Raw genomic sequence first — 24,357 nt, forward strand, 5'->3', positions numbered from 1 at the left:
AAGGGAATGTATGTCTTTACCGCCACTGTATGCGCTGCGCGCGTTCGAAGTTGCCGCAAGGCTGAACTCCTTCAGCAAAGCGGCTGAAACACTCCATATCACGCCGGGGGCGGTCAGCAGGCATGTCCAGACGCTGGAAATGTGGTTCGATTGCGAATTGTTTAAACGACAGGGGCCGAGAGTGGAGGTCAGCGATGCCGGACGTATTCTGGCCGGGCAGCTTAGCGAAAGTTTCTCGAATATTGAGTGGGCCTGTCGTGCATTCAAAAGTGAAAACCACCTTCTGCGCCTTAAAGCACCCAGCTCGCTGACGATGCGATGGCTTCTGGATGTGCTTAAATCCTTTCGCGAGAACCACGCGAAGCCCAAAATCGAAATTGCCAGCGTCTGGATGGACTTCGATTCCGTTGATTTCAGTCGTGAGCCTTACGATTGTGCGATCCTCCTCGGTAACGGCTATTTCGGCGAGTCAACAGAAAGCAGGCTGCTGTTCAGCGAATGGCTTATTCCCGTTTGTACTCCGTCTTTGCTGGAGTCTGCCCGGCATACGCTTCCAGATTGCGATCTTATTCATCCGTCGCCGGACAGACGGGACTGGAAGCGCTGGCTGAAAAGGACGGGCTTATTCCCCGGCCTCGACATGAGCGGCGGAATCGTGTTCGACACCCTGGAGCAGGGGAGCCTTGCGGCCATGCACGGACACGGCGTGGCGATGGCCGATCTCCGGCTCACACTCGACGCGCTGAAAAGCGGCCTGCTCGCGCTGCCTTTCAGGGAGGCGATAGCAACAGGGGACGGTTACTACCTTGTCTGGCCCAAAAATTCGCTCAGAGGACAGAGTATTGAACGGCTGCTGGCGTGGCTTAACCTTAACGCGCCGGTGGTGCCTTCTTTGGATATCGTCTGTCTTGATTACAATGAAAAGCGGGTTTAATAAATAGCGGAATATTTATTATGGGATATTCCTCTTATTGAGCGTATTTATGCGTAGGGAATATTCGCCATCTTTTTATATCTTTCCGGCAGGGCGCTGTTCAGGTTAAGTAATTTATCGAGAATATAAAGCGCAGGCGTCCCTTTTGCACGTTCAGCATCGATCAGCGCAGTGCGTAACAGATTGGCAGCCGAGGTCATGGCACGGAAATACTCCTCGGATTCACGCGTCTGAGCTTCGCCTGACGCGGCGTAATGCACCTTTGGCCACTGCGCAAAGTCAAGCAGCGGAAGGATCCCATCCTCTTTTGGTAAATGCGCTGAGAGCAACTCTTCGGCGTTGCCCGGATTGCATTGGGCGAAAGAGAGGAGGTGCAGTCGGTGGATGAAAGGTGAAAGCGCTTCTGAGCTTTCTTTTTCTGTTGAAAGTAACGTTATCAACTCATGCACATTTGCTTGGGCGCTAAATTTATGAGGCGAGATAATGTTCATTACATGGAATAAAACATCGAGTGTCATAGGTACTCCATACAGGCTTGGTATTATTTATTTTTTCTATCCCAGGGATGAATGGATGGTATTTCAGGGGCGTCACTTTTGAAAAACGATAAATAGTGGGAATCAATGTGAGTTTTACTCAACATAGGGTTTAATATCCTATGCGTTTCTTAGAGCCTGATGATTACCTTACAATGAGTGGTAAAACTTCTACGCAGAAAGAGTCTACAAAGCGAGCAAACATGAAATTCGAGAGTGCATCAGTTTTAGAAGAACTCCGGACCAAACTAAGACCCGCATCGGTCGTGCAGGTAGGTGGGTTCCGGCCGTCTGAAGATCCCATGACATCCTGGTTTCTAAAGGGCGTTTCTCTTGCAGATGAAGGATTACCCACCTGGAAGGGCAAGCCGATGTTTCCGCTTCTTCAGATTCGGGTCGACGAGCTTCCTGTTATTCCCGACCAGTTAAAGGGGATAGCCCTTCTGGTGTTATTCCACAATTTGGAACAACATCCCTTTGACGAACCGCACGGTGAAGGATGGTTAATCCGCGAGTATGCCACCCTTGAAGGGCTTCAGTTATTGCCTGAATTGGACACTCCGTATCGCGCGTTTCCTGTTCAATGGCTGAGTGTCATTGACGATGCACCTGGATGGGAAGATGCCTGGGACATTATTGATCTCTCTTGCGTAAATGATGATGAGCAGGCCTGTGATAGTTTTTTTGAGGACTTTAATCGCTACAGGGGAACCAAGGTCGGGGGATTTCCGGCTGAGATACAACACGGTGTGGGAATCGACGATTTTGTTTTTCAGGTTGGGTCGGAAGAAAAAGTAAACTGGATGTGGGCGGATAATGGTATCGGTTACTTTCACCGGTCATCAGAAGGGGAATGGCGATTTTCATGTCAGTTCTACTGATGATCCTCCTGCCGGGAGATATGAAAGCTTATCCATGCAGCGATTTGTTTCACAAATGCCATCGCCCATCAACCGTTCAGGATGGTATAACGTCTTGCGGCAATCGGGTTGCCGTCAGATGACCCCATTCACAAAGGTGTATATGAAACAAATTACTTTCAGTGACCTGCAGCAACAAAGCGAGCAGGCCGCAAATTCTCCTCGCTTACGCGCCCATCGTAATTTACACCCTGAGCTGAGCGACCCGGTGCAGCGCCTGGCCATCGCGATGGAACCCGGTACCTATGTTCGTCCCCATCGCCACCCGCACACGTTTGAACTGCTGACGGCGCTGAGCGGTCGCTTTCTGGTGTTGAATTTTGATGACAGCGGTAACGTGACCCAGCGCGTGGTGTTAGGTGAAGTCTGCAAAGTGCTGGAGATGGATGCCGGTACCTGGCATGCCGTGCTGTCGCTGGATAAGGGCGGCGTTATTTTTGAGGTAAAACACGGTGGCTACCAGCCCGTTCCTGAGCACGATACCGCCCCATGGTCACCGGCTGAGAACGCACCCGGTAGCGCGGAGTTGATGAAATGGTACGCTCAGGCGCAGGTGGGTGACGGTGGTTTTTCCCTGTAATTGTGCACTCATGTCCCCGGCGCGCAAAGGCGCACCGGGGAAGAGAGAGACGAACCCGCCAGCTCAACTCGACCTATTAAAATGCCAGTCGCGGGCAGTCGACAGCGTCACGAACGGACCTGCCAGGGTGCTGTTGTGATGGGCAATAATGTCGCTGGCGGATAAATAGTCATTATCCATTGTGGTATGCGCATCAGAAATCAATACCGTCCTGAAACCCAGCTCCGGTGCGGCCCGACAGGTCGTATCAACGCAAAACTCAGTTTTCATCCCGGCAATGACCAGCTGTTTGACACCTCGCTGATTAAGTTCTCGCAGCAATACCGTATCCCTAAAACAGCTGGGATAGCGCTTGGTGAAAACAACATCCTGCTCCTTCACGTCCAGCTCGGGTATCAGCTGTGTTAACAGACCCTTCTCTGAGAGCGGGGAGTCGTCTGGTCCAATATGGCGGGCAAAAAAGATGGGCACCTGCGCGCGTCGCGCGTGGGTGATTAACAAACGGATATTTTCCAGAACGGCATCGGCGGAACAGGGGGAAACCGGGCCCCGGAAGAGGCCCTGCTGCATGTCGATAACCAGGAGTGCATTGTCAGACGAAACCATTTTATTTCTCCATTCAGAGGGTGGTGAACGGAGAGATATTTCCCCGTCCAGAGTGGCGGGGATTGAGGTTCTGTTTGTCAGTCGTTTGCTACAGATACACTCACGCCGCCGAAGGTTCCGGTGGTGGTGAGCGTGGTTGTTGGCTGAACTGACTGATACATGCAATGACCTTTGTTTATTTCGCTGTTAGCGTAACTATCGCGTACAGTTATAGCGCTGGTGAGAGATTCTCTTCAATACACCAACTTCAGTAGGTGCAACGTTAGCGTTGCGCCGGGATGATATTATTGAATACTGCCGAGCCCTTTCAGGAAATCCTCAACCTGCTCAGGCGTCGCCGTATCTGCCTGGTAAAGGATATCGAGCTTAACGTTCTTCAACCCGCAGAAGCCAAATACGCCTTCGATAATCTGCGTCTGAATCGCCGTCGAATAGCCGTGTTTATCAAATCCGGTGAGATCGCTGCCGCCAGTGGCAATCAGGCGGACGGGAACATCCCGTAAGTTGCCCACAATCCGTCCGTCGTCGGCCACCTTATACGCCCAGTTCAGGGTTAATACGCGATCGAACCAGCCTTTCAACAGCGCGGGGACCGACCACCAGTACACGGGGAAGACAAACACCAGCATATCCGCTCGCTCGACGCGCTGCTGCTCGCGCAGAATATCGTCGGGAAGGGCGCTCGGATCGCCGTGATACAAATCAAGGTCGGCGCGAGACATGGCCGGATTAAACCCTTCAGCATGCAGATCGGCGATTTCAACCTGCGTACCTTGCTCGCGTAATTTTCCGGCAATATGGGTTGCCAGCGAATGGGATAATGAATTGTCGACAGGGTGAGCCGTCACGATCAGTGCGTTATTAATGGCTGGTATAGCAGACATAGCGACCTCAGAATGGGGGAGAAGTGATACCTATATTACTATTGGTAACTTAGGTGTCAATCCGCCCCCGACGATCATTTTGTGCTATTCGCGTAGGTCTCCAGCACGCCGGTCATGGCGCCGCTGAGCATATCTTCCGCAATATTTCGGGCGAGTACGCCGTTGCCCGCCGCGGTGCTGAGCGCGTCCGCCGCGCCAATGATGGCCGTCAGTACCGCTTCCCCCTGAACGCCTTTTAAGACGATAAAAGGGGAAAGCGCGGTACGCAGGCAGTCGGCACATTCGGCCACGCATGCCTCACGAAACGTCTGCAACGCGTGGGAACCGGACAGCGCAGCCGCGATTGGCCCGGTTTCAGGCCCGGCAGTAATGGCACAGTCGATATAGGCGGCACTGAAAAAGCGGATCGTCTTTTCCAGCGTTTTGCTGTCGACCGCCAGCGTCTCACGGAATTTCGCCAGCTGCCGATCGCTATAATCCTGGTACAGCGCCATCAGCAACCCTTCACGATCGCCAAAGTGGTCATAGGGGATAGGCTTGGTCACGTTGGCCCGCTCGGCCAGGTAGCCAAGCGTCAAGGCCTCCGTGCCTTGCTGGCGAACGATTCCGCGTGCAACCTCGAGCAGCTGCACGCGGCGGTCCTCTTTTCTTAAGCGCTTAACAACCATACTTTCCTCAAAACTGTTATCTACTTATGGTAGTTTACACGCTTTCTGCGGGGCGCTGCACGCGTTGTTCCACAGGGCGGATCCGGAACCATATCGCATACATCGCGGGCAGGAAGACGAGCGTGATGATCGTCCCGCCCAGCGTCCCGCCGATCAGCGTCCAGGCCAGCGTGCCCCAGAACACTGAATGCGTCAGGGGAATGAACGCCAGCACGGCGGCCATGGCGGTAAGCAGGACCGGGCGCGCGCGCTGGACCGTCGCTTCAACCACAGCCTGGAACGGCTCGAGACCGTCCTTCTGGTTATGATCGATTTGACCGATCAGGATCAGCGTATTGCGCATTAGAATGCCGGAAAGGGCGATCAAACCGACCAGCGCGTTGATGCCAAACGGCTGATTGAAAATCAACAGTACAGGCACCACGCCAATCAGCCCCAGCGGAGCGGTTAAGAACACCATCACCATCGCTGAGATTGAGCGCACCTGCAAAATGATGATCAGCAGCGTCAGGGCAATCATGATCGGGAACAGCGGCAACATGGCCTGCGTGGCTTTGCCCGATTCCTCAATCGAACCCGCCATGTCGATACGGTATCCGGCCGGCAGCGCATTAACAATCGGCTGGAGCTGCTTCATGATGGCGACCGACACATCCGGTGGTTGAAGATTGTTAGCGATATCTCCCCGCACGGTTATCGTCGGGGTGCGATCGCGACGACGCAGGATCGGATCTTCCATACCAATCTCAATCTTGCCGATTTGAGACAGCGGAACGCGCTGTCCCGCATTGCCGACAAGGGTAAAGCCCTCGATTTTTGCCGGGTCAAGACGGATATCTCCCGCCGCGCGGCCAATCACCTCTACCGAGCGAATATCTTCCCGCACGGAGGTGACGGGCACACCTGACAGCAGGAACTGAAGCTGCTCGGCAACGGCACTGGAGGTTAAGCCGGTCGCCTGCAGGCGGTTTTGATCGAGGGTGAAATGCAATACGGGAACGCGTGACCCCCAGTCGGTGTTGACGGTTCTCATCATCGGGCTTGCCTGGAGCACGGCTTTCACCTTATCAGCGATGTCATGCACCTGTTCGACATCCGGACCCGTCACGCGCCAGGCAACCGGGAAGGGCGAGTAAGGGCCAAACACCAGCTGGGTCACCCGCACGCGCGCTTCAGGCGCAAGGCCGTTGGCGACCGCTTCTCTCAGCCGGAGCTTGAGCGCCTCGCGTGACGTCTCGCTGTCTGTAAGGATCACGATTTTCGCAAAAGACGGATCGGGCAGTTCAGGCGCCATCGCCAGATAAAAGCGGGGCGAACCCTGACCAATATAGGCGGTAACAATTCTGGCTTCAGGCTGCTGGCCCAGCCACGCTTCTATTTTTGCCGTTGCGGCGCTGGTTTGCGCTATCGAGGTGCCGTAGGGCATCTGCACTTCAACCAGCACTTCCGGGCGATCGGAGGTCGGGAAAAATTGTTTTTTTACCAGCCCCATGCCGAGCACGGCCAGGATGAATATGGCGACCACAGCGCCGGCCACCCGCCATTTCCTGGCGATAACGCGGCCAAGCAGCTGGCGAAAACGGTTATAGCGAGGCGTGTTATAGATGGCGGCATGACCGCCTTCTACTTTGGGGATCGCCGGCAGGATCTTCACCCCAAGATAGGGCGTGAACACCACCGCGACAAACCACGATGCAATCAGGGCGAGGCCGACAATCCAGAACATATTGCTGGTGTATTCCCCGGCGGTCGACTGGGCAAAACCATTCGGCATAAAGCCAATGGCCGTCACCAGGGTTCCGGCCAGCATGGGCGCGGCGGTATGGCTCCAGGCGAAGGCCGAGGCTTTGATTCTGTCGTAACCTTCCTCCATTTTTACCACCATCATTTCGATAGCGATAATCGCATCGTCAACCAGCAGGCCGAGGGCGAGGATCAGGGAGCCCAATGTCACGCGGTCAAAGTTTATTCCCGCGGCTTCCATCACCACGAAGACGACCGCCAGCGTCAGCGGGACCGCCGCCGCAACCACCACCCCCACGCGCCAGCCCATGCTGACAAAACACACCACCATGACCACAAGCAGGGCGACGAAGAATTTGATCATAAACTCATCGACCGACGAGCGAATATTCACGGACTGGTCGGTGACTTTGGTCAGGGACATGCCAAGCGGCAGGCTATCATTGATTTTTGCCGTTTCCGCATCCAGCGCTTTACCCAGCGCCAGACCGTTCCAGCCTTCGCGCATCACGATGCCCAGCAGAAGGGCGGGTTCATGCTGATTACGTATCAGCATCGTCGGGGGATCTTCGTAGCCTCGCTCAACCGTTGCCACGTCGGACAGCTTGAGCGTTTTGCCCTGAGCAACAAAAGGCGTATCGCGGATTTTCTGCAGTTCATCGAACGCGCCGTCCAGGCGGATAAAAATTTGCGCGCCTCGGGTCTCAATGGAACCCGCCGCGGTCAACGCGTTCTGGCTGTTGAGCGCATTGAAAATATCCTGGGGTGAGAGCCCTATCGTCGCCAGACGGTCATGGGAGAAGGAGATATAAATCCGCTCGGCCTGTTCGCCGATAATGTTCACTTTCTTCACGCCGGGAACGTGCAGAAGCTGCTGGCGCAGGCCTTCGGCATCACGTACCAGCTGCCGCTGCGGTTCGCCTTTCGCTTTCAGGGCAAAGAGGGCAAAGGTGACATCCGAGAATTCGTCATTGATCATCGGGCCGATGACGCCCGCCGGAAGACGTTGAGATTCATCTCCAAGCTTCTTACGCGCCTGATAGAACTCCTCCTGCACTTCGGCAGGCGGGGTCTTGTCCTGCAATGACAATGTGATAAACGCCATGCCGGGACGGGTATAGGTTTCGGTACGGTCATACCATTTGAGCTCCTGCAGGCGCTTTTCCAGCGGTTCGGCGACCTGATCCTGGATCTCCTGCGCGGTGGCGCCAGGCCAGACGGTTATCACCGTCATTTGCTTTACCGTGAAGGGCGGATCTTCCGCGCGTCCGAGCCCAAAGAAGGCGTAAATTCCGGCAATCGTGACCAGAACGATCAGAAACAGCGTGATGGAACGTTCGCGGACGGCCAGCGCTGACAGGTTGAAGCGGCTTCCGCTCATGGCGTGTTCTCCGTCAGGGCGGCATTGCGTTGTTTAGCAAGCCTGACGACCTCACCTTCGTGCAGAAGATGGGCGCCTAACGCAACAATTTTCTCACCGGGCTTCACGCCGCCCGTAACCTGCACCGCATCTTCACCCACGCTCAGTACCTTGACGGGCGTCCATGCGACTTTTGCCGGCTGGGCGGAAATACGCCAGACCCCGGGACCTTTTCCTGCATCATAGAGTGAAGCCAGCGGGACCTGCATGACCTGACCTTCCGCTTTATTGTCCTGAATGTTCAGCGTGACGGTCGCCCCCAGCGGCGCGTTTGCCAGCAGGCCATCCAGCACGTAGCGGGCTTCATAAGTGCGGGTCGCGGCATCGGCAGAGTCAGACAGCAGGCGCAGCGTTGCGGTGACCGGGTTTTCTTCTTTGCCATAAAGGGTGGCCTGCGCCTCGCTGCCGACGGCAGGGCGCAGCGTTTCCGGAAGCTGCACGAGCGCTTCGCGTTGTCCCGCTCTGGCGAGCCTGATCACCACCTGTCCGGCACTGACGACCTGACCCGGCTCGGCGAGCGTCTCCATGACCACGCCGTCTGAATCCGCCAGCAGTACGGCATAGCCCGTGGCGTTTTGCGCCACGTTGGCCTGTGCCCGGGCGGCGCTGAGATCGGCCCTGGCCGTATCGGCCGCCGCTTTGATCTGGTCATACTCCGAGGCAGATACGGCGCCGGATGCCACAAGGCCGCGATAGCGCGCTTCATCGCTGGAGGCTTTTCGCGCGCGCGCCTGGGCAGCATCTACCGCGCGCTGCTGCGCCTGAGCCTGTAATTTCAGGTCAACGGGATCCAGGCGCAGTAAGGGCTGGCCCTGTTTGACGGTCTGTCCCGTATCAACCAGTCGCTCAAGGATTTTTCCCTGAACCCTGAAACCCAAATCGCTTTGCGTTCTCGCGACCACAACGCCCGTGAAGGCGCGGGCGGTATTGTTCGCAAGCTCGACGGAAGCGGATCTGACGAGCGGTGGCTTTGTGCGCGGATCGTCACTCGCGGAAATATCGCCGCATGCCACCAGGGCAAACGGCAGGAGACAAACGGCAACGCGGGCTGAAGTGAGCCTGAGCATGGGAAACCTTTTTGACGTAGCAGGACGGTATCCGCATTCTCTGACTAGTGACCAAAAATGTCAATGGTCACAATTTAGGGGGCCAGGCTTCTTAAAATCAGTGAAGAGAGAAGCACCGCCGCGGTGGGGGCCATTTCGAGGTTGTACTGTAGCTGGATGGGATTGATAAAAGGACACATCACCATGTGGATAGCCTGTGCGACCTCATCCAGCGGCGTTTTTCTCTCAAACTCTCCGGCCTCCCTGCCTTCGATAATGATGCTCTCAATTAGCTTCATCAGGCTTTCTGCATACCGTTCTGTCGACGGCCACTGCTCGCGTGCGGCGACGGCGGCAATGTCGTACAGCTTACGGTCGTGGAAAAACAGCTCGCTTCCCGCTTCGGTGAGCGCTTTGAAAAGACGGCGTAATTTTTCGCTTGCTGACGGCGCATCCTTGATGGCGGAAAGCACCGCTGCCATGATCAACTCCAGGCGGTTAGCGCAGATCACCTCGCCGATAGCCTGTTTGGAATCGAAAAACTTATAAATGTAGGACTTAGAAAAACCGATGGATTTAGCCAGCTCGGCGACGGTGGTTTTTTCATAGCCGTAGTGACCGAAGTGCTCAAAAGCGGCTTCGACGATTTGCTCTCTGACAGCGTGGTCAAGTGGACCACGTGCTGATGGGGGGTTCATATTTTTAGTCATTATTTAAGCTTAGCGTGACAGGCTACGATTAACAACGAGTGACCATTTCGTACTTTGGTTACCGTCATTCATCATGCGCCCTTCAGACGGGACGATCAACCAGGTGGGGTAAGTGTATCACTGTTTTTCGTGCACTATGGCATCTATCTGTCTGCGATAAGCGAGGATTTCAGCGCAACTCCCTTGCACTGAACAGAGCCGTTTTTGCTTAAGCCGAGCGTGGACGCAATATTTTTTCAACGATGAGCACCAGACGCTTTCGCGTCACGAACCGGTGTAGCTGCCCCAGAAGCCAGTTACCGCATCCGGTAATCAGGGTGCTACGGTTACTCTCCACGGCCTTTAGCGCCAGGGCGACCACCTTGTCTGCGGGCATTCTTTTACCTACCGAGGCTTCCTCCGCATTCACCACATCAAAAAAGGCCGTATCCGTTGCGCCGGGGCAAAGCGCCAGAACGCGGATGCCCTTTGAGCGATATTCCCCCCACAGCGCATTCGAAAACGAGAGCAGGAAGGCTTTGGTTGCGCCATAAATCGCCATATAGGGATCCGGCTGCATCGCGGCCGTTGAGGCCACGTTAATAATCAAGCCCCGAGCCTTTCTGGAGCATTCCCGGCAGCATGGCGTGCGTCAGCTCCACAGGGGCCAGGCAGTTCACGTTTATCTCATCACGCTGCCTGTCGATAGACAGCTTTTCGAATGGCCCATAGGTGGCGAACCCGGCGCAGTTGATCAGAATGTCGGGGAAACGCCTTAAGGTTTCAAGCCGTTCCACAATGTGGGGAATGGCTTCCGGTTTCACTAAATCCTGCACAATAATCGTGATGGATACGCCATGCTTTCTGACTAACTCTGCGGCAAGCGCCTGCAGCTTTGGTTCGGAGCGGGCTATCAGGATCAAGGCCACGCCGCGGGCCGCGAGCTGCCTGGCAAAATCACGACCTATGCCCGAAGACGCTCCGGTAACCAGCGCTGTTTTTCCTGTATAATCAAAAGAATTCATATTTTTAATCCCGTTTCCCTAATGTATGCCGCACAGGATAAACCGTGCACTTAGGTACACGGTCAAGCGTGATTTTTACAAGGTGAGGGCGGCGCGATGCGAATTGGTGAACTGTGTGCGAAAACGGGATTATCGAAAGAGACGGTGCGTTACTATGAGCGGCAAGGGCTATTAGAGAATATCCCGCAACCTAATCGCAGCAATAACTACAAAGTCTATTCCGCCGTTGATTTACAGCGTTTAAACATGATCAAGCATGCCAAAATGCTGGGTTTTACCTTAGCCGAAATCTCAGAGGTTTTAGCTGTCTGGATTGACGACAAATTTACCGCTGAGCAAAAACAAGCGTCCCTGCGCCGCAAGCTGCAGCAGCTGGAAGAGAAAGAAGCGGCGTTAATTGAACTCAGAGCCAGGATAATCAATGCGATTAATAAGGTTGGTCAACCTTGTATCGATGAGTTTTGAGCGGAGGCCGCAAAACCGATGCGGCCTTATCTATCACGCAGCCAGTTCAGGCATCTGTTCCTTCACGAAATTCAACACCCTCTTCGCGTCCAGGGACGCATAGGGCAGGCTCTCAATAATGGCGATTGAACGCGTATTACCCACCGTCTCTTTTATCTCATCGAGTTTGTACTGAATGTGCGGTGCGACGAGGAAACCATCGAAAGCGGGAGCAACACTGGCGAAGTTATCCAGCCCAACAGCGCTAATCATCAGCGGATAGCCTTCACGTTCTGCCAGAAACTGCATCTTTTTGGCGAGAGAGTTTGCGGTATTACCAAACAAACAACATATCAGAAGCTTTTTCATGTTTTGTACCTCCTGAAAACCACTCCCAGAGTAGTCCTGAGGTTGTCACCGAAATGCGCGCTATCTCTTATTTTGATGTTTTATTAATATGTCATGGCGGGGTCAGGCCATCTCTTTCCACTGATAAAATTTTTTCGAGGCAAGCGAGAGCATGTCTAAATCTTCCTTCGTATCGCCATAGGCATAGATGACGTTGTAGGAAGATAAATCATAATGATCAATTATCTTCGTTTTTTTTAAACGGGCGCTGCAATCACCCTTTTTGTATTTTCCGGTTGCTTTTCCACCTGAAAATGCCACTTCACTGCATAAGAGTTCCAGACCATTCTGCTCGCACCACGGTTTAAGGTATAAATCAAGCGAGGCTGAGACCACTACCACCGTATCCCCTTGAGACTTATGCCAGCTGATTTTCTTCATGGCATTCTCCCGCAACAGGGCAGGAATTTCGGTTTTACTGTAGAAAAGCCCGGCCTTTTTTAATTCAGCTTCTGATTTGCCAGCTAACGCTATTCTTACCACTTTTTTTCGTAAAACCGACCCCGACAACGCACCGATTTTATAGGCGAGGATGTAGGGAAGAAGGCGCAGCTTTCCACGCCGTAGCGTTTTTTCATCAACAGAGCGATAAATAAACGGGGTGAAGGTGTCGGAAAACGTTATCGTTCCATCGAAGTCGAAAAAAGCAATATTTGTAGTCATAAGCCGTTAAGACGGGATAATGAGTTATATCGGGCGAGTGTATCACTGTTTATTGCGTTATTGTTTTTTTAGCCAGTCGAGAAAAAACTGGCTAAACGCAGTGACCTGAAGCGGCTGCAGCTTGCGCTGCGGGTAAACAAACTGCAGCCCGACATCTTTGCGATCGTACCGACTAAAACCGGTGAAGCTGTCGGCAAACAGTACCGTGAGTCTGCCTGTATCAACATCGTCTTTTACATCCCACCACGATTTCCCCGCGATGCCAGCCCCGCTGAGCGCCCACTGGCGAAGCAATGCTCCGTCGTCGCACACCATGGCAGGCTCTACGCGTACAATGCTTTCTTCGCCATTGGTTTCAAAGCGCCATTCGTTCATCACCACACCCTGAGACTCAAGTGCCAGGCACCGATGCTGAGCCACATCTGCAAACGTGGCGGGGATGCCGCGTTCGTTAAGGTACCCCCCGGAGGCGACCAGTACCCGATGGTTCGGGCGGATGTTTCTGACGACAAGGCTGCTGTCCGGCAGGTTGCCGAAACGCACGCTCATATCCAGCCGGTTAGCGACCAGGTCCTCAACGTGTTCTTTTAACGAGATGAAAAATTTAACGTCAGGATGGCGTCGGGAGAATTCCACGACGGCGGGGCTAAGATACTGTCTGCCAAAGTCCGAGGGGGCAGAAAGGCGGATGTTGCCGCTGAGCACGCCTTCTTTTTGCGTCAGTAACGACTCGGCGTGATGCACCTCCTCCAGCACGCGAAGCGCGGCATGGTAAAACTCTTCCCCGGCGCGGGTCAGCGTGATGGACCGCGTTGAGCGGTGAAACAGACGGGTCTGGTAACGCTCCTCAATCGCCTTCAGCCTGGCCGTCATGGTGGCGGGGGAAAGCGACAGGCGTCGTCCGGCGGCAGAAAGACCGCCAGCCTCGGCCACTTCAACCAGTAATGCCATGTCTTCGAGTTTGCCCATTATTCATATTTTCCGAAAAGTGCATCTGCTTTTAGCGTAATTATCAAAACAAGATGCCGTCTGTAAAGTGATTTCATCCAAACCATAAGGGATGAAAACATGCAACGTACCTCACTTTTTGAACGCTACAGGCTGGGGCAGCAAGACCTGAAAAACCGTATCGTCATGGCGCCGATGACCCGCGCACGCTCCCTTCAGCCGGGCAATATTCCCTCCACGCTGATGGCAGAGTATTACCGGCAGCGGGCCAGCGCCGGATTAATCATCACGGAAGCCACGCAGATCTCGCCTCAGGGCCAGGGATACTCATGGACACCCGGCATCCATTCGCCGGAGCAGGTTTCAGGATGGCAGCTCACGACGGGTGCCGTGCATCAGGCGGGCGGGGTTATTTTCTCTCAGCTCTGGCACGTGGGGCGAATGTCGCACACCCGTTTTCATCAGAATGGTCAGCCCGTTGCGCCGTCAGCACTGGCGCCGGACGCGCAGGTGTGGGTGGTGAATGAACAGGGGGAAGGCCAGATGGTTGACTGTCCGCAGCCGAGAACGCTCTCGCGCAAGGAGATTCACAGCATCGTTGCGGACTATCGTCAGGCGGCACTGAATGCCGTCCAGGCCGGGTTTGATGGCGTGGAGATCCACGGCGGAAACGGCTATCTGATCGACCAGTTTCTGCGTCAGACATCCAATAAACGCACGGATGAGTACGGCGGCACGCTGGAGAACCGGATCCGCTTTGCTCAGGAGGTGTTAAGCGCCATTGCTGAGGCCATTGGCCGCGAGCGTACGGGCATTCGCCTTTCCCCGTTTATTACCCAGCGCGGGATGAACGATCCGCATGTGACGGAAGCCATACTCGCGCTCGCGGCCTGGTGTGAGCAAAAAGGCATTGCTTTCATCCACCTGGCGGAAGCCGACTGGGACGATGCGCCGCAGGTACCTGAACAGTTCCGTCGATCGCTTCGCGAGACGTTTAGCGGAACCCTTATCGTTGCGGGTAACTATGACCTTGAAAAAGCGGAAAAGATCCTTGCTGCCGGCTATGCCGATTTGATTGCCTTCGGACGACCGTTTATTGCCAACCCGGATTTACCGCACCGGCTGGCGCACCACCTGCCTCTGGCCCAGGTGCGCGACCCCGCCACGCTGTTTGGCGGCACCGCGACGGGCTATACCGATTACCCCATTTACATCCTGCAGGAGGAAACGTTATGACCCGTAAAACCTTAATTATCGGCGGCGCGTCCGGCATCGGTTTCGCCGTGGGCAGCCTGCTTGCCGGGCGAGGCGAGGAAATTATTCTTGCGGGCCGCGACGGCGCGAAGCTGAACGCTGCGCGGCAGCGGCTGAGCACCCACGCCGCCTCTGTTCACACCCTCGTGCTGGATATCAGCCGTGAGGCAGAGCTTGTCGCGCTCGGTGAAACGCTGGGTGAGGTCAATAATATCGTCGTTACCGCAGGTTCACAGGCTCCGGGAGGGCTTCTTTCCGGGCTTGATCTCCGCGCTGCAAGGCTGGCCTTTGATACAAAATTCTGGGGAAGCATCAATGTCGCCCGCTATCTCAGCGGGAACATCGCTCCCCGCGGTACGCTGACGTTCACCAGCGGGTTCGTGGCGCGTCGCACCGTAGCGGGTGCCATTGTTAAAACGACGATGAATGCCGCGATTGAGGCCGCGACAAAAGTGCTGGCGAAAGAGCTTTCACCGCTGCGCGTCAACGTCGTGAGTCCGGGGCTGACCGACACGGAAGCGTACGCGGGCATGGACTCCGCCGCGCGGGAAAAAATGCTCGCCGGTGCGGCGGAAACCCTGCCAGCCAAAGCCTGGGGAAGGGCGGAGGACATCGCGCAAGGGTATCTTTTCGCCATTGATAATCCCTTTGTCACGGGGTCGATCATTGATATTGAGGGCGGGGCGTTAATTAACTGACCCTCGCGGATTTGAACCGCAGGAAATCGACTGCGGGTAATGTAATACTCTATTGAGAAATATCATGAAATATTCGACGTGTTTTCGTCCAGCTGTGGCGATGCTTATTCTTGCCGGTCTGTCCGGCACCGCATTTTCGGCGCAGCTGGAATGGCTTCCACCGAAACAGCTTATTGTTGATAAGAGCCTGCCCCAGGCGCAATTAAGGGCGAATGAAGCCGTTGCCAGAGAATATGCAACGTTCTGGAATACGGGAGAAGAGTCCCTGGCGCGTGATGCGCTGGCAGTGAATTTCATCGATAAAACGCCTCCGGAAGGTCGTAAGCAAGGTCCCGAAGGCGCTATTTTAGCCTCCCGTGCGTTTCGTACAGCCGTGCCTGATTTACGCTGCGACGTTGAGCAAATGATTATTTCAGGCAATCGCGTGGTCTCGCATTTACATTTTCACGGCACCTTCACCGGGACATTTGGCAAGCTGAAGGGAAAGGGGCAGAAAATAGATTTTATCGCCACGGATATTTATGAGATCGCTGACGGCAAGATTGCGGCTAACTGGCATATTGAGGACAACCTGACGCTGATGAAACAGCTGGGCGCCCTGTAAATTCATCACTCCGGGGCGGCCCGGAGTGATGCGAAAATCCTATAAGCCAAGATCGCTCAGCGAAGGGTGATCGTCCGGGCGTCTGCCCAGCGGCCAGTGGAACAGCCGCTCGGATTCTTTTATTGGCATATCGTTTACGCAGGCAAAGCGTCGCTTCATCAACCCGTCCGGCTCAAACTCCCAGTTTTCATTGCCATACGAGCGGAACCAGTTGCCGGAATCATCATGCCATTCATAGGCATAGCGCACCGCGATGCGGTTATCCGTAAATGCCCAGAGTTCTTTAATCAGACGATAGTCCAGCTCTTTTTTCCATTTCCGCTCCAGAAATGCCCGGGCTTCTTCACGGTTAGTGGCGAACTCCGCGCGGTTGCGCCATTGGGTGTCCAGCGTATAGGCCAGCGCGACTTTCGCCGGGTCGCGACTGTTCCAGCCATCTTCTGCCAGTCTGACTTTTTCGATGGCGCTTTCACGCGTGAAGGGCGGTAAAGGAGGACGTGTGTTCATGGCGATTACCTCAGTGTTATATTATGTAGACAGATCTGTCTACATGCGGTAATCTATGCCTGTAAAATAACGCTGTCAACATCCGTTTTGAGGCTACCCAAAAGTGAAAACAGAATCCGCAGGCAACGATACCAAAATCAGCGTCAGAGATAAGATATTACTTACGGCGCACGATCTGTTTTATTCCACAGGCTTCAGGGCGACGGGCGTGGATACGCTGATTAAAGCATCGCAGGTGACCAAGGTGACGTTTTATCGCCATTTTCCGAGTAAAAGTTTACTTATTCTCGCCTATCTGCGCTATCGGCACGAAATATGGATTGGCTGGTTTGAAACCACGCTGCGTCGACATCTTGATGAAGGTGAAATACCTTCTGATGCAATATCGGCAACGCTTTACGAATGGTTTATTTCGCCTGAGTTCCACGGCTGCGCATTTATTAATGCTAGCGCTGAGGCAAAATCGGAAGATATTGAAAGCGAAATAAAAGAGATATGTCGCGATCATAAAATCGAAACAAAGAATATTATTGCGTCGCTGACGAAGATCGCGGATGAGCGCGTCGTCAATGAAATCATGCTGCTCATTGACGGTGCCATTATTCATGCGCAAATGGGCATGGAGACGGATGATGTCATCACTCCGTTGAAGCGGGCATTAGCCGGGTTAACGGGATTTCCCCTTAACCTTCGTCGCGACGGCTGATAAACGTTTTAAGCATTTCTCCGGCACTGAGAATATGTCGCATGACTTCAGCTCGTGCATTCCCGGCATCCCGTTCCCTGCAGGCTGTAAGGATACCTGCATGGTCATCCTGAAAAACCGGTGTTGCGGAAAGGAGCTTTCGCTGAAGGTATTCATACCGCTCTATCTGATTGCGGGTATCATTAATCAGCCTCAGCAGGCGTTGGTTTTTGCACCCACTGTAGACAAGATCGTGGAACTCCCGGTTAAGTGTGCCCTGCATGTCAAATTCAGTCGTTCTGGCGAGAAGCGTATGCGTCAGTTCGGCCCTCGCCAGCGTATCAGAGCTCAGGTTTTTCACGCTTTGAAAGACGGCTTCCCCTTCCAGTAAGGCACGCAGGGAGTAAATCTCATCCAGATCATCAACAGAAAGCGTTCTGACAACAGCGCCGCGGTTCCTGAAAATTTCCACCAGCCCATCGCGTTCAAGCTGCCTGATTGCTTCTCTCATTGGGATTCGGCTGACAGAAAAATGACTGGCAAGATCCCTTTCAACAAGCCTCTCTCCATCACGCAGACGACCGCTGTTTATCATCTTTCTTAATTCACTGGCGAGCACGTCCGGGGTCGAAAGGGCGTTAAGTTGCATACTGTTTCTCCTGAAAAGATAGAATAATGGTATACCATCTGATAGCTTACGTCGAGACAGGTGATTGCGAACAAGCATCCCCAGCAAAATCCATCGGATATCATTATCGGGAGCATCAAGATGAGCCATCGTGAGCATCATTATCAGGTTAAGGTCGAGTGGAAAGGGAACAAAGGCCGGGGGACGGAATCCTATAAAGCCTACGATCGTCTTTATGACATCACGGCGGGTGATAAATCTCCGATTTCAGGTTCATCAGACCCTGCATTTCTGGGGGATGCATCATGCTGGAATCCTGAAGATCTTCTTGTCGCGTCAGCCTCTGCCTGTCACAAATTATGGTATTTGCATCTTTGCGCGGAAGCGGGGATAAGCGTTTATACCTATATTGACTGGGCGGAAGGAACGATGCGCGAAGGAGAAAAGGGGGGTTTCACCTCTATAGTCCTGAAGCCTCAAATCACGCTTCGCCCAGGGGATGATATCGATCGCGCTGTGGCACTTCATCACCGCGCGCATGAGCTTTGCTTTATTGCTAACTCACTGAATTTCCCGGTGACCTGCCAGCCAACCATACTGCATAGCGCCCGTTCATCCGTCGATGAACAATAACGCTAAGCGTTACATAACCTTCAACCGGGAATGAGCAAATGGCTTCTAACCGTACTTTCGCTCTCGATATAAGCTGGAAAACGCTGCTGAAAGACGCGGGGCTTGAGCCAGAACGCATTCTCCGCAGGGCAGGATTACCTGACGATCTCTTTTTGCAAAAAACGCGCGGACTCGATACGAGTGAATACATTCGCTTCTGGAACGCGCTGGAGGCTGAAACGAACGATCCTGCCTTTCCCGTCCCGCTCATTGAGTTGATCTCTGCGGATGTGTTTGATCCGCCACTTTTTGCCGCACTGTGTAGCAGCAATATGATGCAGGCTGTCCAGCGTCTGGCCAGATATAAACAGCTTATTGCTCCCATGGTTCTGGAGACAACGGTCGACCAAAACGGCAACCTTACCGTCTCACCGCGTTGGCTTTTTGCGACAACTATTCCGCCGTTTCTCCAGGTGGCAGAGCTGGGCTTCCTGCTCAAGCTTCTGCGGCTGGGAACTCGCGAACCGGTTAACCCCTTACGGATCTGCGTTTCTGCGCTACCGTCATCGGTTCAGAACAGCCACTTTTCGCGTTTCTTTGGTGCTGATGTGCAATACGGAGAACAGCCCGCCATCAGCTTTTCCGCAGCCGATGCGCTTCGACCCTTTTTAACGGTCAATGAGGGGATGTGGCAGGTATTTGAACCGGAACTGCAGCGTCGTCTCGGTCAGTTAAATGAACGGGCTTCAACCGCCGAGCGCGTACGAGCGGTACTCCTGGAGCTTATTCCCGGTAACGAAGCGACTATTGAAAAAGCGGCGGAGCGTCTGGGAATGAGCAAACGCACGCTGCAGCGCAGGCTTGAGCAGGAAGGGGAAAACTTTCGCAACCTTGTCAACGCGTGTCGCGAACACCTGGCCCGTCATTATCTTCGCAATACGCGTCTTTCCGGGTATGAGATCGCGTTTTTGCTGGGTTTCGAAGATCCTAACTCATTCTATCGCGCATTTATGACCTGGACGGGCCAGACTCCAGAAGCGGCCAGGACAGCCATGCGTCTTGAGTAAACACGTGCGTATGTATCGCTCTGATGGCGCAGTTTGCGAGTCATATGGCGCGATACGCTAGTTAACATGAGGTCGAAGGAGAGCAAACTAGCCACAGTCTACTCACCGAGGTATCTATGTTTACTCAGGACAAAAAAACTGCGCTGGTCACCGGTGCATCGTCAGGTATGGGCAAAGCCATCGCCCGTCGTCTCATTCAGGATGGCTATCAGGTTTACGCTGCTGCCCGTAGCGTTGAGAAAATGCACGATCTCGCCCAGCTTGGCGCGTACCCTCTGCGGATGGATATCTCATGTGATGAAGACATTTTGGCTGCAGTGAATACCATCATGTCGCAGACAGGTGGGGTTGACGTACTGGTCAACAACGCGGGTTTTGGGCTCTATGGACCGGTAGAAGAGATCGGTATTGATGAAGCTCGCTATCAGTTTGAGGTTAACGTGTTTGGTGCGGCCCGCCTTACGCAACTGCTGATCCCGGCCATGCGTGCCAGACGCAGCGGTTACATTATTAATATCACCTCTATGGGGGGTAAGATTTACACCCTTCTGGGAGCCTGGTATCACGCAACGAAACATGCGCTTGAGGGATGGTCTGACTGTCTGCGTCTTGAAGTGGCTGAATTTGGCATTAAGGTTGTGATTGTTGAACCGGGTTTAATCGAGACAGGCTTTGGTGACGTGGTCAGCGGCAATATAGTTAAACGTTCAGCAAATGGCCCTTACGCTCGCCTCGTGGAGAAGGTGGCTAAATCGGTCAAAAATGCATACGGGAATGGCAGAGGCAGCGACCCGAAGGTGATTGCGGGCGTGGTTGCCCGCGCCGTTAAAAGCCCTCATCCGCGTACACGCTATGCAGCCGGCAAGTATGCAAAGATGCTCATCCGCATGCGTCTCTGGCTGGGAGACCGTCTGTTCGATCGCGTTATTCTTGGCCAGACGCTATGACCCAGGCACCGAGGATGAAAAAATCCTCGGTGTCAATATGTGCCCTTACGCAAGGCTGTAAACCCCCGCTCCCCAGTAACCGGTACCCGGGGAAGTCTGTTCTTTCCAGCCTGATGCGATCAGTTCCTTCGCAATAAACCGATTGATCATTCCGTGCCCCATGAGCAAGACGGGGCCATCAGAGTCCTTCGCGACATTCACCAGGATTTCTGCCGCTTTAACGGCACGTTCTTTTGCGACGCTCACGCACTCTGCCTCGCCAGACAGGCCGCAGAGCCAAAGAACGCGAAACAGCGCTGCCCAGTAAAAAGGCGATAGTCGTAACCCTGGAATACGGAACACCGGCAGCTCTGCTTCCCGAAAAACCTCATCAATTAAGCCCGGTTCACACCCCAGCGTTTTCAGCGATGAAAGGGCTCGCGGGAGAGGGCTGCTGAGAAACGTGAGCGCACGGTACGCCTGAATTTGAGCCCTTTCAGGCGGCCTGTCGCTGCCCGTCGAAGAGAGGTTATAGCTGTCGATCCATTCGGTCATTTCCCTGTACGAGACCCTTGGCGCCCCCCTGTAATGGGGTTCTCCATGCCGCATCAAAATAATTTCCATACGTTCTAATCGCTAGTCCTGGTCATCCATTCAACACAGGCAGACTAGCGCGATCGGGTGAGGGTTTTCACCCACCCGTTTTGGTGTGTCGGGCGAGATCCATAACACGCGGGCTGTACTTAACGTCGTTCACCGCAATAATATATGCGGCAAGAATGTAACTGTTTTTGTCGTTCTCGTTTCGCACGGCATCACACCTAAAGCGGTTAGTAAGGATACCCTCCATGTCTCTTCGAATTCGACAGGCCACCGGGGCCGATTCAACGCTGTTAAGCGAGCTGGGATATCGCATCTATCCCGCCCATTTTCAGCATCTGTGGGTGTCAGAGGCAGAGATGAAGGATTTTCTGCACGGAGAGTACGAGCTTTCTGTAGTTGAACAGAGCCTGAAAGATAACGCGGTTTCCTGGTATGTTGCAGAGACCGATCGGCCAGTGGGATTCATGAAAGTGACCTGGGAAGCCATGCTTCCAGAAACGGACAAGAAGGGTGTTCTCCTCAACAAGCTCTACCTTGATCCCGCCGCAACCGGCAAGAACTATGGTCAGGTGATGTTCAACAACATCGCAGACATGGCCCGGAGCAGGGGGAAAGACTACCTCTGGCTGGAAGTGCTTGAGCAGAACGCGGGAGCGTACCGGTTCTACCAGAAGCAGGGCATGCTCTGCGTTAAGAGCGTCCTTTTCGAAACCGCCTCACAGCAGAGCATACTCAGGATTATGGGGATGCCTCTTTAGACAGCGTGTCATGCTGTGCCAGCGATAGCGCGCTGGCACTGGCGGGATCGAACAGCGAGAGGCTCTCAATTTGATTGAGTAAAATCACTTTGCGGAATGACATGGCGCTGCGGGGTTCCGAGTCGAGCGTAATGTCATGCTCCGCATACCACCGGCTGTAATTATTCTCGATGCGAAAGTTCATCGTCTTCGCGTCTCTGTACCCGCTCAACATTGGGATCAGCACGATATTGGCCGTTTTTTCATATTCCAGCGTCGCGGTGTGGATCATACCCACGTATATCCGCCTCGAGCGCAGCGTGACCTGCGCCAGCTCGCCTTGCTCCATACACTGGTACAGCAGTTGTTCGATACCGCTCGACTGCGCCAGGCGTTTGTAGAGCTTCTTCCGGCTCTCGCCGTCCAGCCTGGCGCTGCCTGCCCAGTTAGAGCGGTAGAGGCAAAACAGGATGGCAAACGCCAGCATCACCACCACCGGCGCCTGAATGCCTAAAAAGCTCCAGTTCATAAAGTCGATTTGCCAGTCGGTGTATTTCGGTGAGGCAAAGTGAAAAGCGTTGTTGGCGGCGGAAAGGGCGAGCAGCAGCAGCCAGAGCAGCCCCGTGGCAATCACGCCCTGCAGAACAAAAATACAGCCGTAAAGCGCAACGAGAAAATAGACATCCCAGCCGAAGGAACGCTTGATTTTAAAGCGGGTCGACAGGTCGCGGCTGGTGTACCAGTACCCGCAGACCATCAGCACCATAAATATCGCCGTTCCCATATCAGGCCCTCTTCAGCGTGTTGACGTGACGCAGAAAATCCTGCCTCACCTCGTTGCTCTTGTAGTTCACCGAGGCGTTCCCGTCCTGGTCGATAATGATGCGATCGCCATCTTCCACGGCTTCAATAATTTCCTGCTGACTCATCACCTGCAGTAAGGATTCCGGGCTTGAGAAAAGGGAGAGGAAGAAACGTTTCATACGGGCATCCTTTTGAATAAAAAGGATAAGTCTGGAAGAAGACCGACAAATTTGCCTTAAGGATAACCTGAAAGTGAAAGCCGGGTGGCGGCTACGCCTTACCCGGTCTACAAAATCGTCAAGCGATTGAGTTATCAAGTTATTGATATTGATAGGTAATAAAAAATAAATCTGCACAAACTTGGACAAATAACGTTAATTGTGTAAGTTTTAATTATGCGATTACGCCACGTTGTTTACAGCCAGGATGTGACCCATGAGCACTTTGCCCTCTGTCGTGAGTCGGTTTGTCGAGTACTACGCCGCACTGGATAGCCAGCCGCCGTCCGCGCTGGCGGGGCTTTATCATTCGAATGCCACGCTTATCGATCCGTTTGGTGAGCACAACGGTATCTTTGCGCTTCAGCGCTACTTCACCCATCTGCTGGCCAACGTTGAGAACTGCCGTTTTTCTATCGATCCGCCGCTGTGCAGCGGGAACCGGTTTGTTGTCACCTGGGTGATGCACTGGTCGCATCCGCGCATTGCCGGGGGCGAACCGCTCGACCTGCCCGGATGTTCAGTGGTGCAGACGGAAAACGATCTCATCACGCGTCAGCGGGACTACTACGATGCGGGAGAGATGATCTACGAACATCTTCCTCTGCTGGGCTGGGCGGTACGCGGCGTTAAGCGGAGGGTGAAATCATGAAGACGGTGCTGATTACCGGCGCAAGCTCGGGGATTGGCGCCGGGCTGGCAAAATCCTTTTCCGCTGACGGCTACCATGTGATTGCCTGCGGGCGCGACCCGGCGCGTCTGGAAGCGCTGCATCAGACCTGCCCCAATCTCACCGTTCGCCTGTTCGATATGACTGACAGGGACGCCTGTCGCCAGGCGCTGACCGGCAGCTACGCCGACCTGATTATTCTCTGCGCGGGTACCTGCGAATACCTCGACGGTGGAGTGGTGGATGCGGCGCTGGTGGAGCGGGTGATGGCGACCAATTTCCTTGGCCCGGTGAACTGCCTCGAGGCGCTCCAGCCGCAGCTGGTTGCCGGTAACGGCGTGGTGCTGGTGAGTTCGATGGCTCACTGGCTGCCTTTTCCCCGCGCAGAGGCCTACGGCGCGTCCAAAGCGGCGCTGAGCTGGTTTGCCGAGAGTTTGCGCCTGGACTGGGAGCCAAAAGGGATTGCCGTCACGGTTGTCTCTCCGGGCTTTGTCGATACGCCCCTGACGCAAAAAAACGATTTTGCCATGCCGGGCAGGGTGACCGTCGACGAGGCGGTCAAGGCGATCCGTATCGGACTGGCGGCTGGGAAAATGCATATTGCATTTCCGTCCGGGTTTGGCTTCATTTTGCGGCTGCTCTCCGGGCTGCCTGCGTTTCTTCAGCGCGCGCTGCTGCGCAGGATGGTGCGTTCATGAACATTGCGATTATCGGCAGCGGCATTGCCGGGCTGACCTGCGCCTGGCGGCTGGCCGGGCACCATCAGGTAACCCTGTTTGAAGCAGGCGCCACGCCGGGCGGCCATACCGCAACGGTTGACGTGGCAACGC

At 54.3% G+C, this 24,357-nt stretch carries 32 protein-coding genes; 15 read left to right on the plus strand and 17 right to left on the minus strand.

What is annotated here, in order from left to right; all coding sequences use genetic code 11:
- Positions 1-10: 10 nt before the first annotated feature.
- Complete coding sequence (locus DOU50_RS11560) at positions 11-934, plus strand: LysR substrate-binding domain-containing protein (RefSeq protein WP_148769417.1); 924 nt, start codon at positions 11-13, stop codon at positions 932-934.
- Between the two features lie 47 nt (positions 935-981).
- Here DOU50_RS11560 and DOU50_RS11565 read toward each other — a convergent pair whose 3' ends face one another.
- On the minus strand, positions 982-1,452 hold the full coding sequence (locus tag DOU50_RS11565) for a hypothetical protein (RefSeq protein WP_148769418.1): 471 nt from the start codon (positions 1,450-1,452) through the stop codon (positions 982-984).
- A gap of 221 nt (positions 1,453-1,673) precedes the next feature.
- Here DOU50_RS11565 and DOU50_RS11570 point away from each other — a divergent pair, with 221 nt between their 5' ends.
- Together DOU50_RS11570 and DOU50_RS11575 are read left to right on the plus strand one after the other, a co-directional pair.
- The gene (locus DOU50_RS11570) at positions 1,674-2,351 is read left to right on the plus strand and encodes a DUF1963 domain-containing protein (RefSeq protein WP_090417083.1); all 678 of its coding nucleotides are present in this window, start codon (positions 1,674-1,676) and stop codon (positions 2,349-2,351) included.
- 142 nt (positions 2,352-2,493) lie between these two features.
- Positions 2,494-2,970: a WbuC family cupin fold metalloprotein gene (locus DOU50_RS11575; protein ID WP_148769419.1), complete on the plus strand. Its 477-nt coding sequence runs from the start codon at positions 2,494-2,496 to the stop codon at positions 2,968-2,970.
- Between the two features lie 63 nt (positions 2,971-3,033).
- On the opposite strand, the gene DOU50_RS11580 is transcribed toward DOU50_RS11575, so the two are convergent.
- The 8 genes from DOU50_RS11580 to DOU50_RS23955 all read right to left on the minus strand — a co-directional run bounded on the left by DOU50_RS11580 (position 3,034) and on the right by DOU50_RS23955 (position 11,051).
- Entirely contained in the window at positions 3,034-3,576 is a 543-nt protein-coding gene (locus DOU50_RS11580) for a cysteine hydrolase family protein (RefSeq protein ID WP_148769420.1), read from the minus strand.
- A gap of 284 nt (positions 3,577-3,860) precedes the next feature.
- The gene (locus DOU50_RS11585; RefSeq protein WP_148769421.1) at positions 3,861-4,460 is read right to left on the minus strand and encodes an NAD(P)H-dependent oxidoreductase; all 600 of its coding nucleotides are present in this window, start codon (positions 4,458-4,460) and stop codon (positions 3,861-3,863) included.
- A gap of 74 nt (positions 4,461-4,534) precedes the next feature.
- On the minus strand, positions 4,535-5,128 hold the full coding sequence (locus DOU50_RS11590; RefSeq protein ID WP_024908017.1) for a TetR/AcrR family transcriptional regulator: 594 nt from the start codon (positions 5,126-5,128) through the stop codon (positions 4,535-4,537).
- Positions 5,129-5,162: 34 nt separating this feature from the next.
- On the minus strand, positions 5,163-8,252 hold the full coding sequence (locus tag DOU50_RS11595) for an efflux RND transporter permease subunit (protein ID WP_148769422.1): 3,090 nt from the start codon (positions 8,250-8,252) through the stop codon (positions 5,163-5,165).
- Positions 8,249-9,358, minus strand: coding sequence for an efflux RND transporter periplasmic adaptor subunit (locus DOU50_RS11600; protein ID WP_032647017.1), 1,110 nt, complete (start codon positions 9,356-9,358; stop codon positions 8,249-8,251). The genes DOU50_RS11595 and DOU50_RS11600 overlap by 4 nt, the downstream gene beginning before the upstream one ends.
- 74 nt (positions 9,359-9,432) lie before the next feature.
- Positions 9,433-10,047 (minus strand): TetR/AcrR family transcriptional regulator, encoded by a 615-nt coding sequence (locus DOU50_RS11605; RefSeq protein ID WP_148769423.1) that lies wholly within the window; start codon positions 10,045-10,047, stop codon positions 9,433-9,435.
- A 208-nt stretch (positions 10,048-10,255) separates the two neighbouring features.
- A complete protein-coding gene (locus tag DOU50_RS23950) occupies positions 10,256-10,636 on the minus strand; it encodes an SDR family NAD(P)-dependent oxidoreductase (RefSeq protein WP_265589645.1) in 381 nt (126 codons plus the stop codon).
- Entirely contained in the window at positions 10,626-11,051 is a 426-nt protein-coding gene (locus tag DOU50_RS23955; RefSeq protein WP_265589646.1) for an SDR family NAD(P)-dependent oxidoreductase, read from the minus strand. The genes DOU50_RS23950 and DOU50_RS23955 overlap by 11 nt, the downstream gene beginning before the upstream one ends.
- 96 nt (positions 11,052-11,147) lie before the next feature.
- Here DOU50_RS23955 and DOU50_RS11615 point away from each other — a divergent pair, with 96 nt between their 5' ends.
- Positions 11,148-11,516: a MerR family transcriptional regulator gene (locus DOU50_RS11615; protein ID WP_024908012.1), complete on the plus strand. Its 369-nt coding sequence runs from the start codon at positions 11,148-11,150 to the stop codon at positions 11,514-11,516.
- Between the two features lie 33 nt (positions 11,517-11,549).
- On the opposite strand, the gene DOU50_RS11620 is transcribed toward DOU50_RS11615, so the two are convergent.
- From DOU50_RS11620 to DOU50_RS11630, 3 genes are all read right to left on the minus strand, one after another.
- Entirely contained in the window at positions 11,550-11,864 is a 315-nt protein-coding gene (locus DOU50_RS11620) for a PTS sugar transporter subunit IIB (protein WP_148769424.1), read from the minus strand.
- Between the two features lie 102 nt (positions 11,865-11,966).
- Positions 11,967-12,566, minus strand: a complete 600-nt coding sequence (locus DOU50_RS11625; RefSeq protein ID WP_148769425.1) for an HAD-IB family phosphatase — start codon at positions 12,564-12,566, stop codon at positions 11,967-11,969.
- Between the two features lie 57 nt (positions 12,567-12,623).
- Positions 12,624-13,535 (minus strand): LysR family transcriptional regulator, encoded by a 912-nt coding sequence (locus tag DOU50_RS11630; RefSeq protein WP_148769426.1) that lies wholly within the window; start codon positions 13,533-13,535, stop codon positions 12,624-12,626.
- 99 nt (positions 13,536-13,634) lie between these two features.
- Between DOU50_RS11630 and DOU50_RS11635 the strand changes: the two genes are divergently transcribed.
- From DOU50_RS11635 to DOU50_RS11645, 3 genes are all read left to right on the plus strand, one after another.
- Entirely contained in the window at positions 13,635-14,750 is a 1,116-nt protein-coding gene (locus tag DOU50_RS11635; protein ID WP_148769427.1) for an alkene reductase, read from the plus strand.
- Positions 14,747-15,466 carry an SDR family oxidoreductase gene (locus DOU50_RS11640; RefSeq protein WP_061715230.1) on the plus strand — a complete coding sequence of 240 codons (720 nt, stop codon included), beginning with the start codon at positions 14,747-14,749 and terminating at the stop codon, positions 15,464-15,466. Before DOU50_RS11635 ends, DOU50_RS11640 begins: the two co-directional genes overlap by 4 nt.
- 64 nt (positions 15,467-15,530) lie before the next feature.
- Positions 15,531-16,070: an ester cyclase gene (locus tag DOU50_RS11645; protein ID WP_148769428.1), complete on the plus strand. Its 540-nt coding sequence runs from the start codon at positions 15,531-15,533 to the stop codon at positions 16,068-16,070.
- A 39-nt stretch (positions 16,071-16,109) separates the two neighbouring features.
- On the opposite strand, the gene DOU50_RS11650 is transcribed toward DOU50_RS11645, so the two are convergent.
- Positions 16,110-16,577: a DUF1348 family protein gene (locus tag DOU50_RS11650; RefSeq protein ID WP_032645324.1), complete on the minus strand. Its 468-nt coding sequence runs from the start codon at positions 16,575-16,577 to the stop codon at positions 16,110-16,112.
- Positions 16,578-16,680: 103 nt separating this feature from the next.
- On the opposite strand from DOU50_RS11650, the gene DOU50_RS11655 reads away from it, so the two are divergent.
- Positions 16,681-17,283, plus strand: coding sequence for a TetR/AcrR family transcriptional regulator (locus DOU50_RS11655; protein ID WP_148769429.1), 603 nt, complete (start codon positions 16,681-16,683; stop codon positions 17,281-17,283).
- On the opposite strand, the gene DOU50_RS11660 is transcribed toward DOU50_RS11655, so the two are convergent.
- A complete protein-coding gene (locus tag DOU50_RS11660) occupies positions 17,261-17,911 on the minus strand; it encodes a GntR family transcriptional regulator (protein WP_032647034.1) in 651 nt (216 codons plus the stop codon). The genes DOU50_RS11655 and DOU50_RS11660 overlap by 23 nt on opposite strands.
- 120 nt (positions 17,912-18,031) lie before the next feature.
- Between DOU50_RS11660 and DOU50_RS11665 the strand changes: the two genes are divergently transcribed.
- The 3 genes from DOU50_RS11665 (at position 18,032) to DOU50_RS11675 (ending at position 20,516) form a co-directional block, all read left to right on the plus strand.
- A complete protein-coding gene (locus DOU50_RS11665) occupies positions 18,032-18,523 on the plus strand; it encodes an OsmC family protein (protein WP_148769430.1) in 492 nt (163 codons plus the stop codon).
- A 38-nt stretch (positions 18,524-18,561) separates the two neighbouring features.
- Positions 18,562-19,569 (plus strand): AraC family transcriptional regulator, encoded by a 1,008-nt coding sequence (locus DOU50_RS11670; RefSeq protein WP_024908356.1) that lies wholly within the window; start codon positions 18,562-18,564, stop codon positions 19,567-19,569.
- Positions 19,570-19,685: 116 nt separating this feature from the next.
- Positions 19,686-20,516: an oxidoreductase gene (locus tag DOU50_RS11675; protein ID WP_148769431.1), complete on the plus strand. Its 831-nt coding sequence runs from the start codon at positions 19,686-19,688 to the stop codon at positions 20,514-20,516.
- 45 nt (positions 20,517-20,561) lie between these two features.
- Here DOU50_RS11675 and DOU50_RS11680 read toward each other — a convergent pair whose 3' ends face one another.
- Positions 20,562-21,104, minus strand: a complete 543-nt coding sequence (locus tag DOU50_RS11680; RefSeq protein ID WP_148769437.1) for a phosphoglycerate mutase family protein — start codon at positions 21,102-21,104, stop codon at positions 20,562-20,564.
- 239 nt (positions 21,105-21,343) lie between these two features.
- Here DOU50_RS11680 and DOU50_RS11685 point away from each other — a divergent pair, with 239 nt between their 5' ends.
- Positions 21,344-21,856 carry a GNAT family N-acetyltransferase gene (locus tag DOU50_RS11685; RefSeq protein ID WP_148769432.1) on the plus strand — a complete coding sequence of 171 codons (513 nt, stop codon included), beginning with the start codon at positions 21,344-21,346 and terminating at the stop codon, positions 21,854-21,856.
- Here DOU50_RS11685 and DOU50_RS11690 read toward each other — a convergent pair.
- Positions 21,837-22,619, minus strand: a complete 783-nt coding sequence (locus tag DOU50_RS11690; RefSeq protein ID WP_148769433.1) for a hypothetical protein — start codon at positions 22,617-22,619, stop codon at positions 21,837-21,839. The two genes, DOU50_RS11685 and DOU50_RS11690, sit on opposite strands and share 20 nt — an antisense overlap.
- A 1-nt stretch (position 22,620) precedes the next feature.
- Positions 22,621-22,818, minus strand: a complete 198-nt coding sequence (locus tag DOU50_RS11695) for a hypothetical protein (protein ID WP_024908361.1) — start codon at positions 22,816-22,818, stop codon at positions 22,621-22,623.
- A gap of 256 nt (positions 22,819-23,074) precedes the next feature.
- Here DOU50_RS11695 and DOU50_RS11700 point away from each other — a divergent pair, with 256 nt between their 5' ends.
- The 3 genes from DOU50_RS11700 to DOU50_RS11710 all read left to right on the plus strand — a co-directional run.
- Complete coding sequence (locus tag DOU50_RS11700) at positions 23,075-23,509, plus strand: nuclear transport factor 2 family protein (RefSeq protein ID WP_148769434.1); 435 nt, start codon at positions 23,075-23,077, stop codon at positions 23,507-23,509.
- Entirely contained in the window at positions 23,506-24,225 is a 720-nt protein-coding gene (locus DOU50_RS11705) for an SDR family NAD(P)-dependent oxidoreductase (protein WP_148769435.1), read from the plus strand. The genes DOU50_RS11700 and DOU50_RS11705 overlap by 4 nt, the downstream gene beginning before the upstream one ends.
- Positions 24,222-24,357 (plus strand): FAD-dependent oxidoreductase (locus DOU50_RS11710; protein ID WP_148769436.1); only part of this gene is annotated, 136 nt, incomplete at its 3' end. The genes DOU50_RS11705 and DOU50_RS11710, both read left to right, overlap by 4 nt.

It is taken from the genome of Enterobacter sp. C6 (genome assembly GCF_008122455.1).
GTDB classification, from domain to species: domain Bacteria; phylum Pseudomonadota; class Gammaproteobacteria; order Enterobacterales; family Enterobacteriaceae; genus Enterobacter; species Enterobacter pseudoroggenkampii.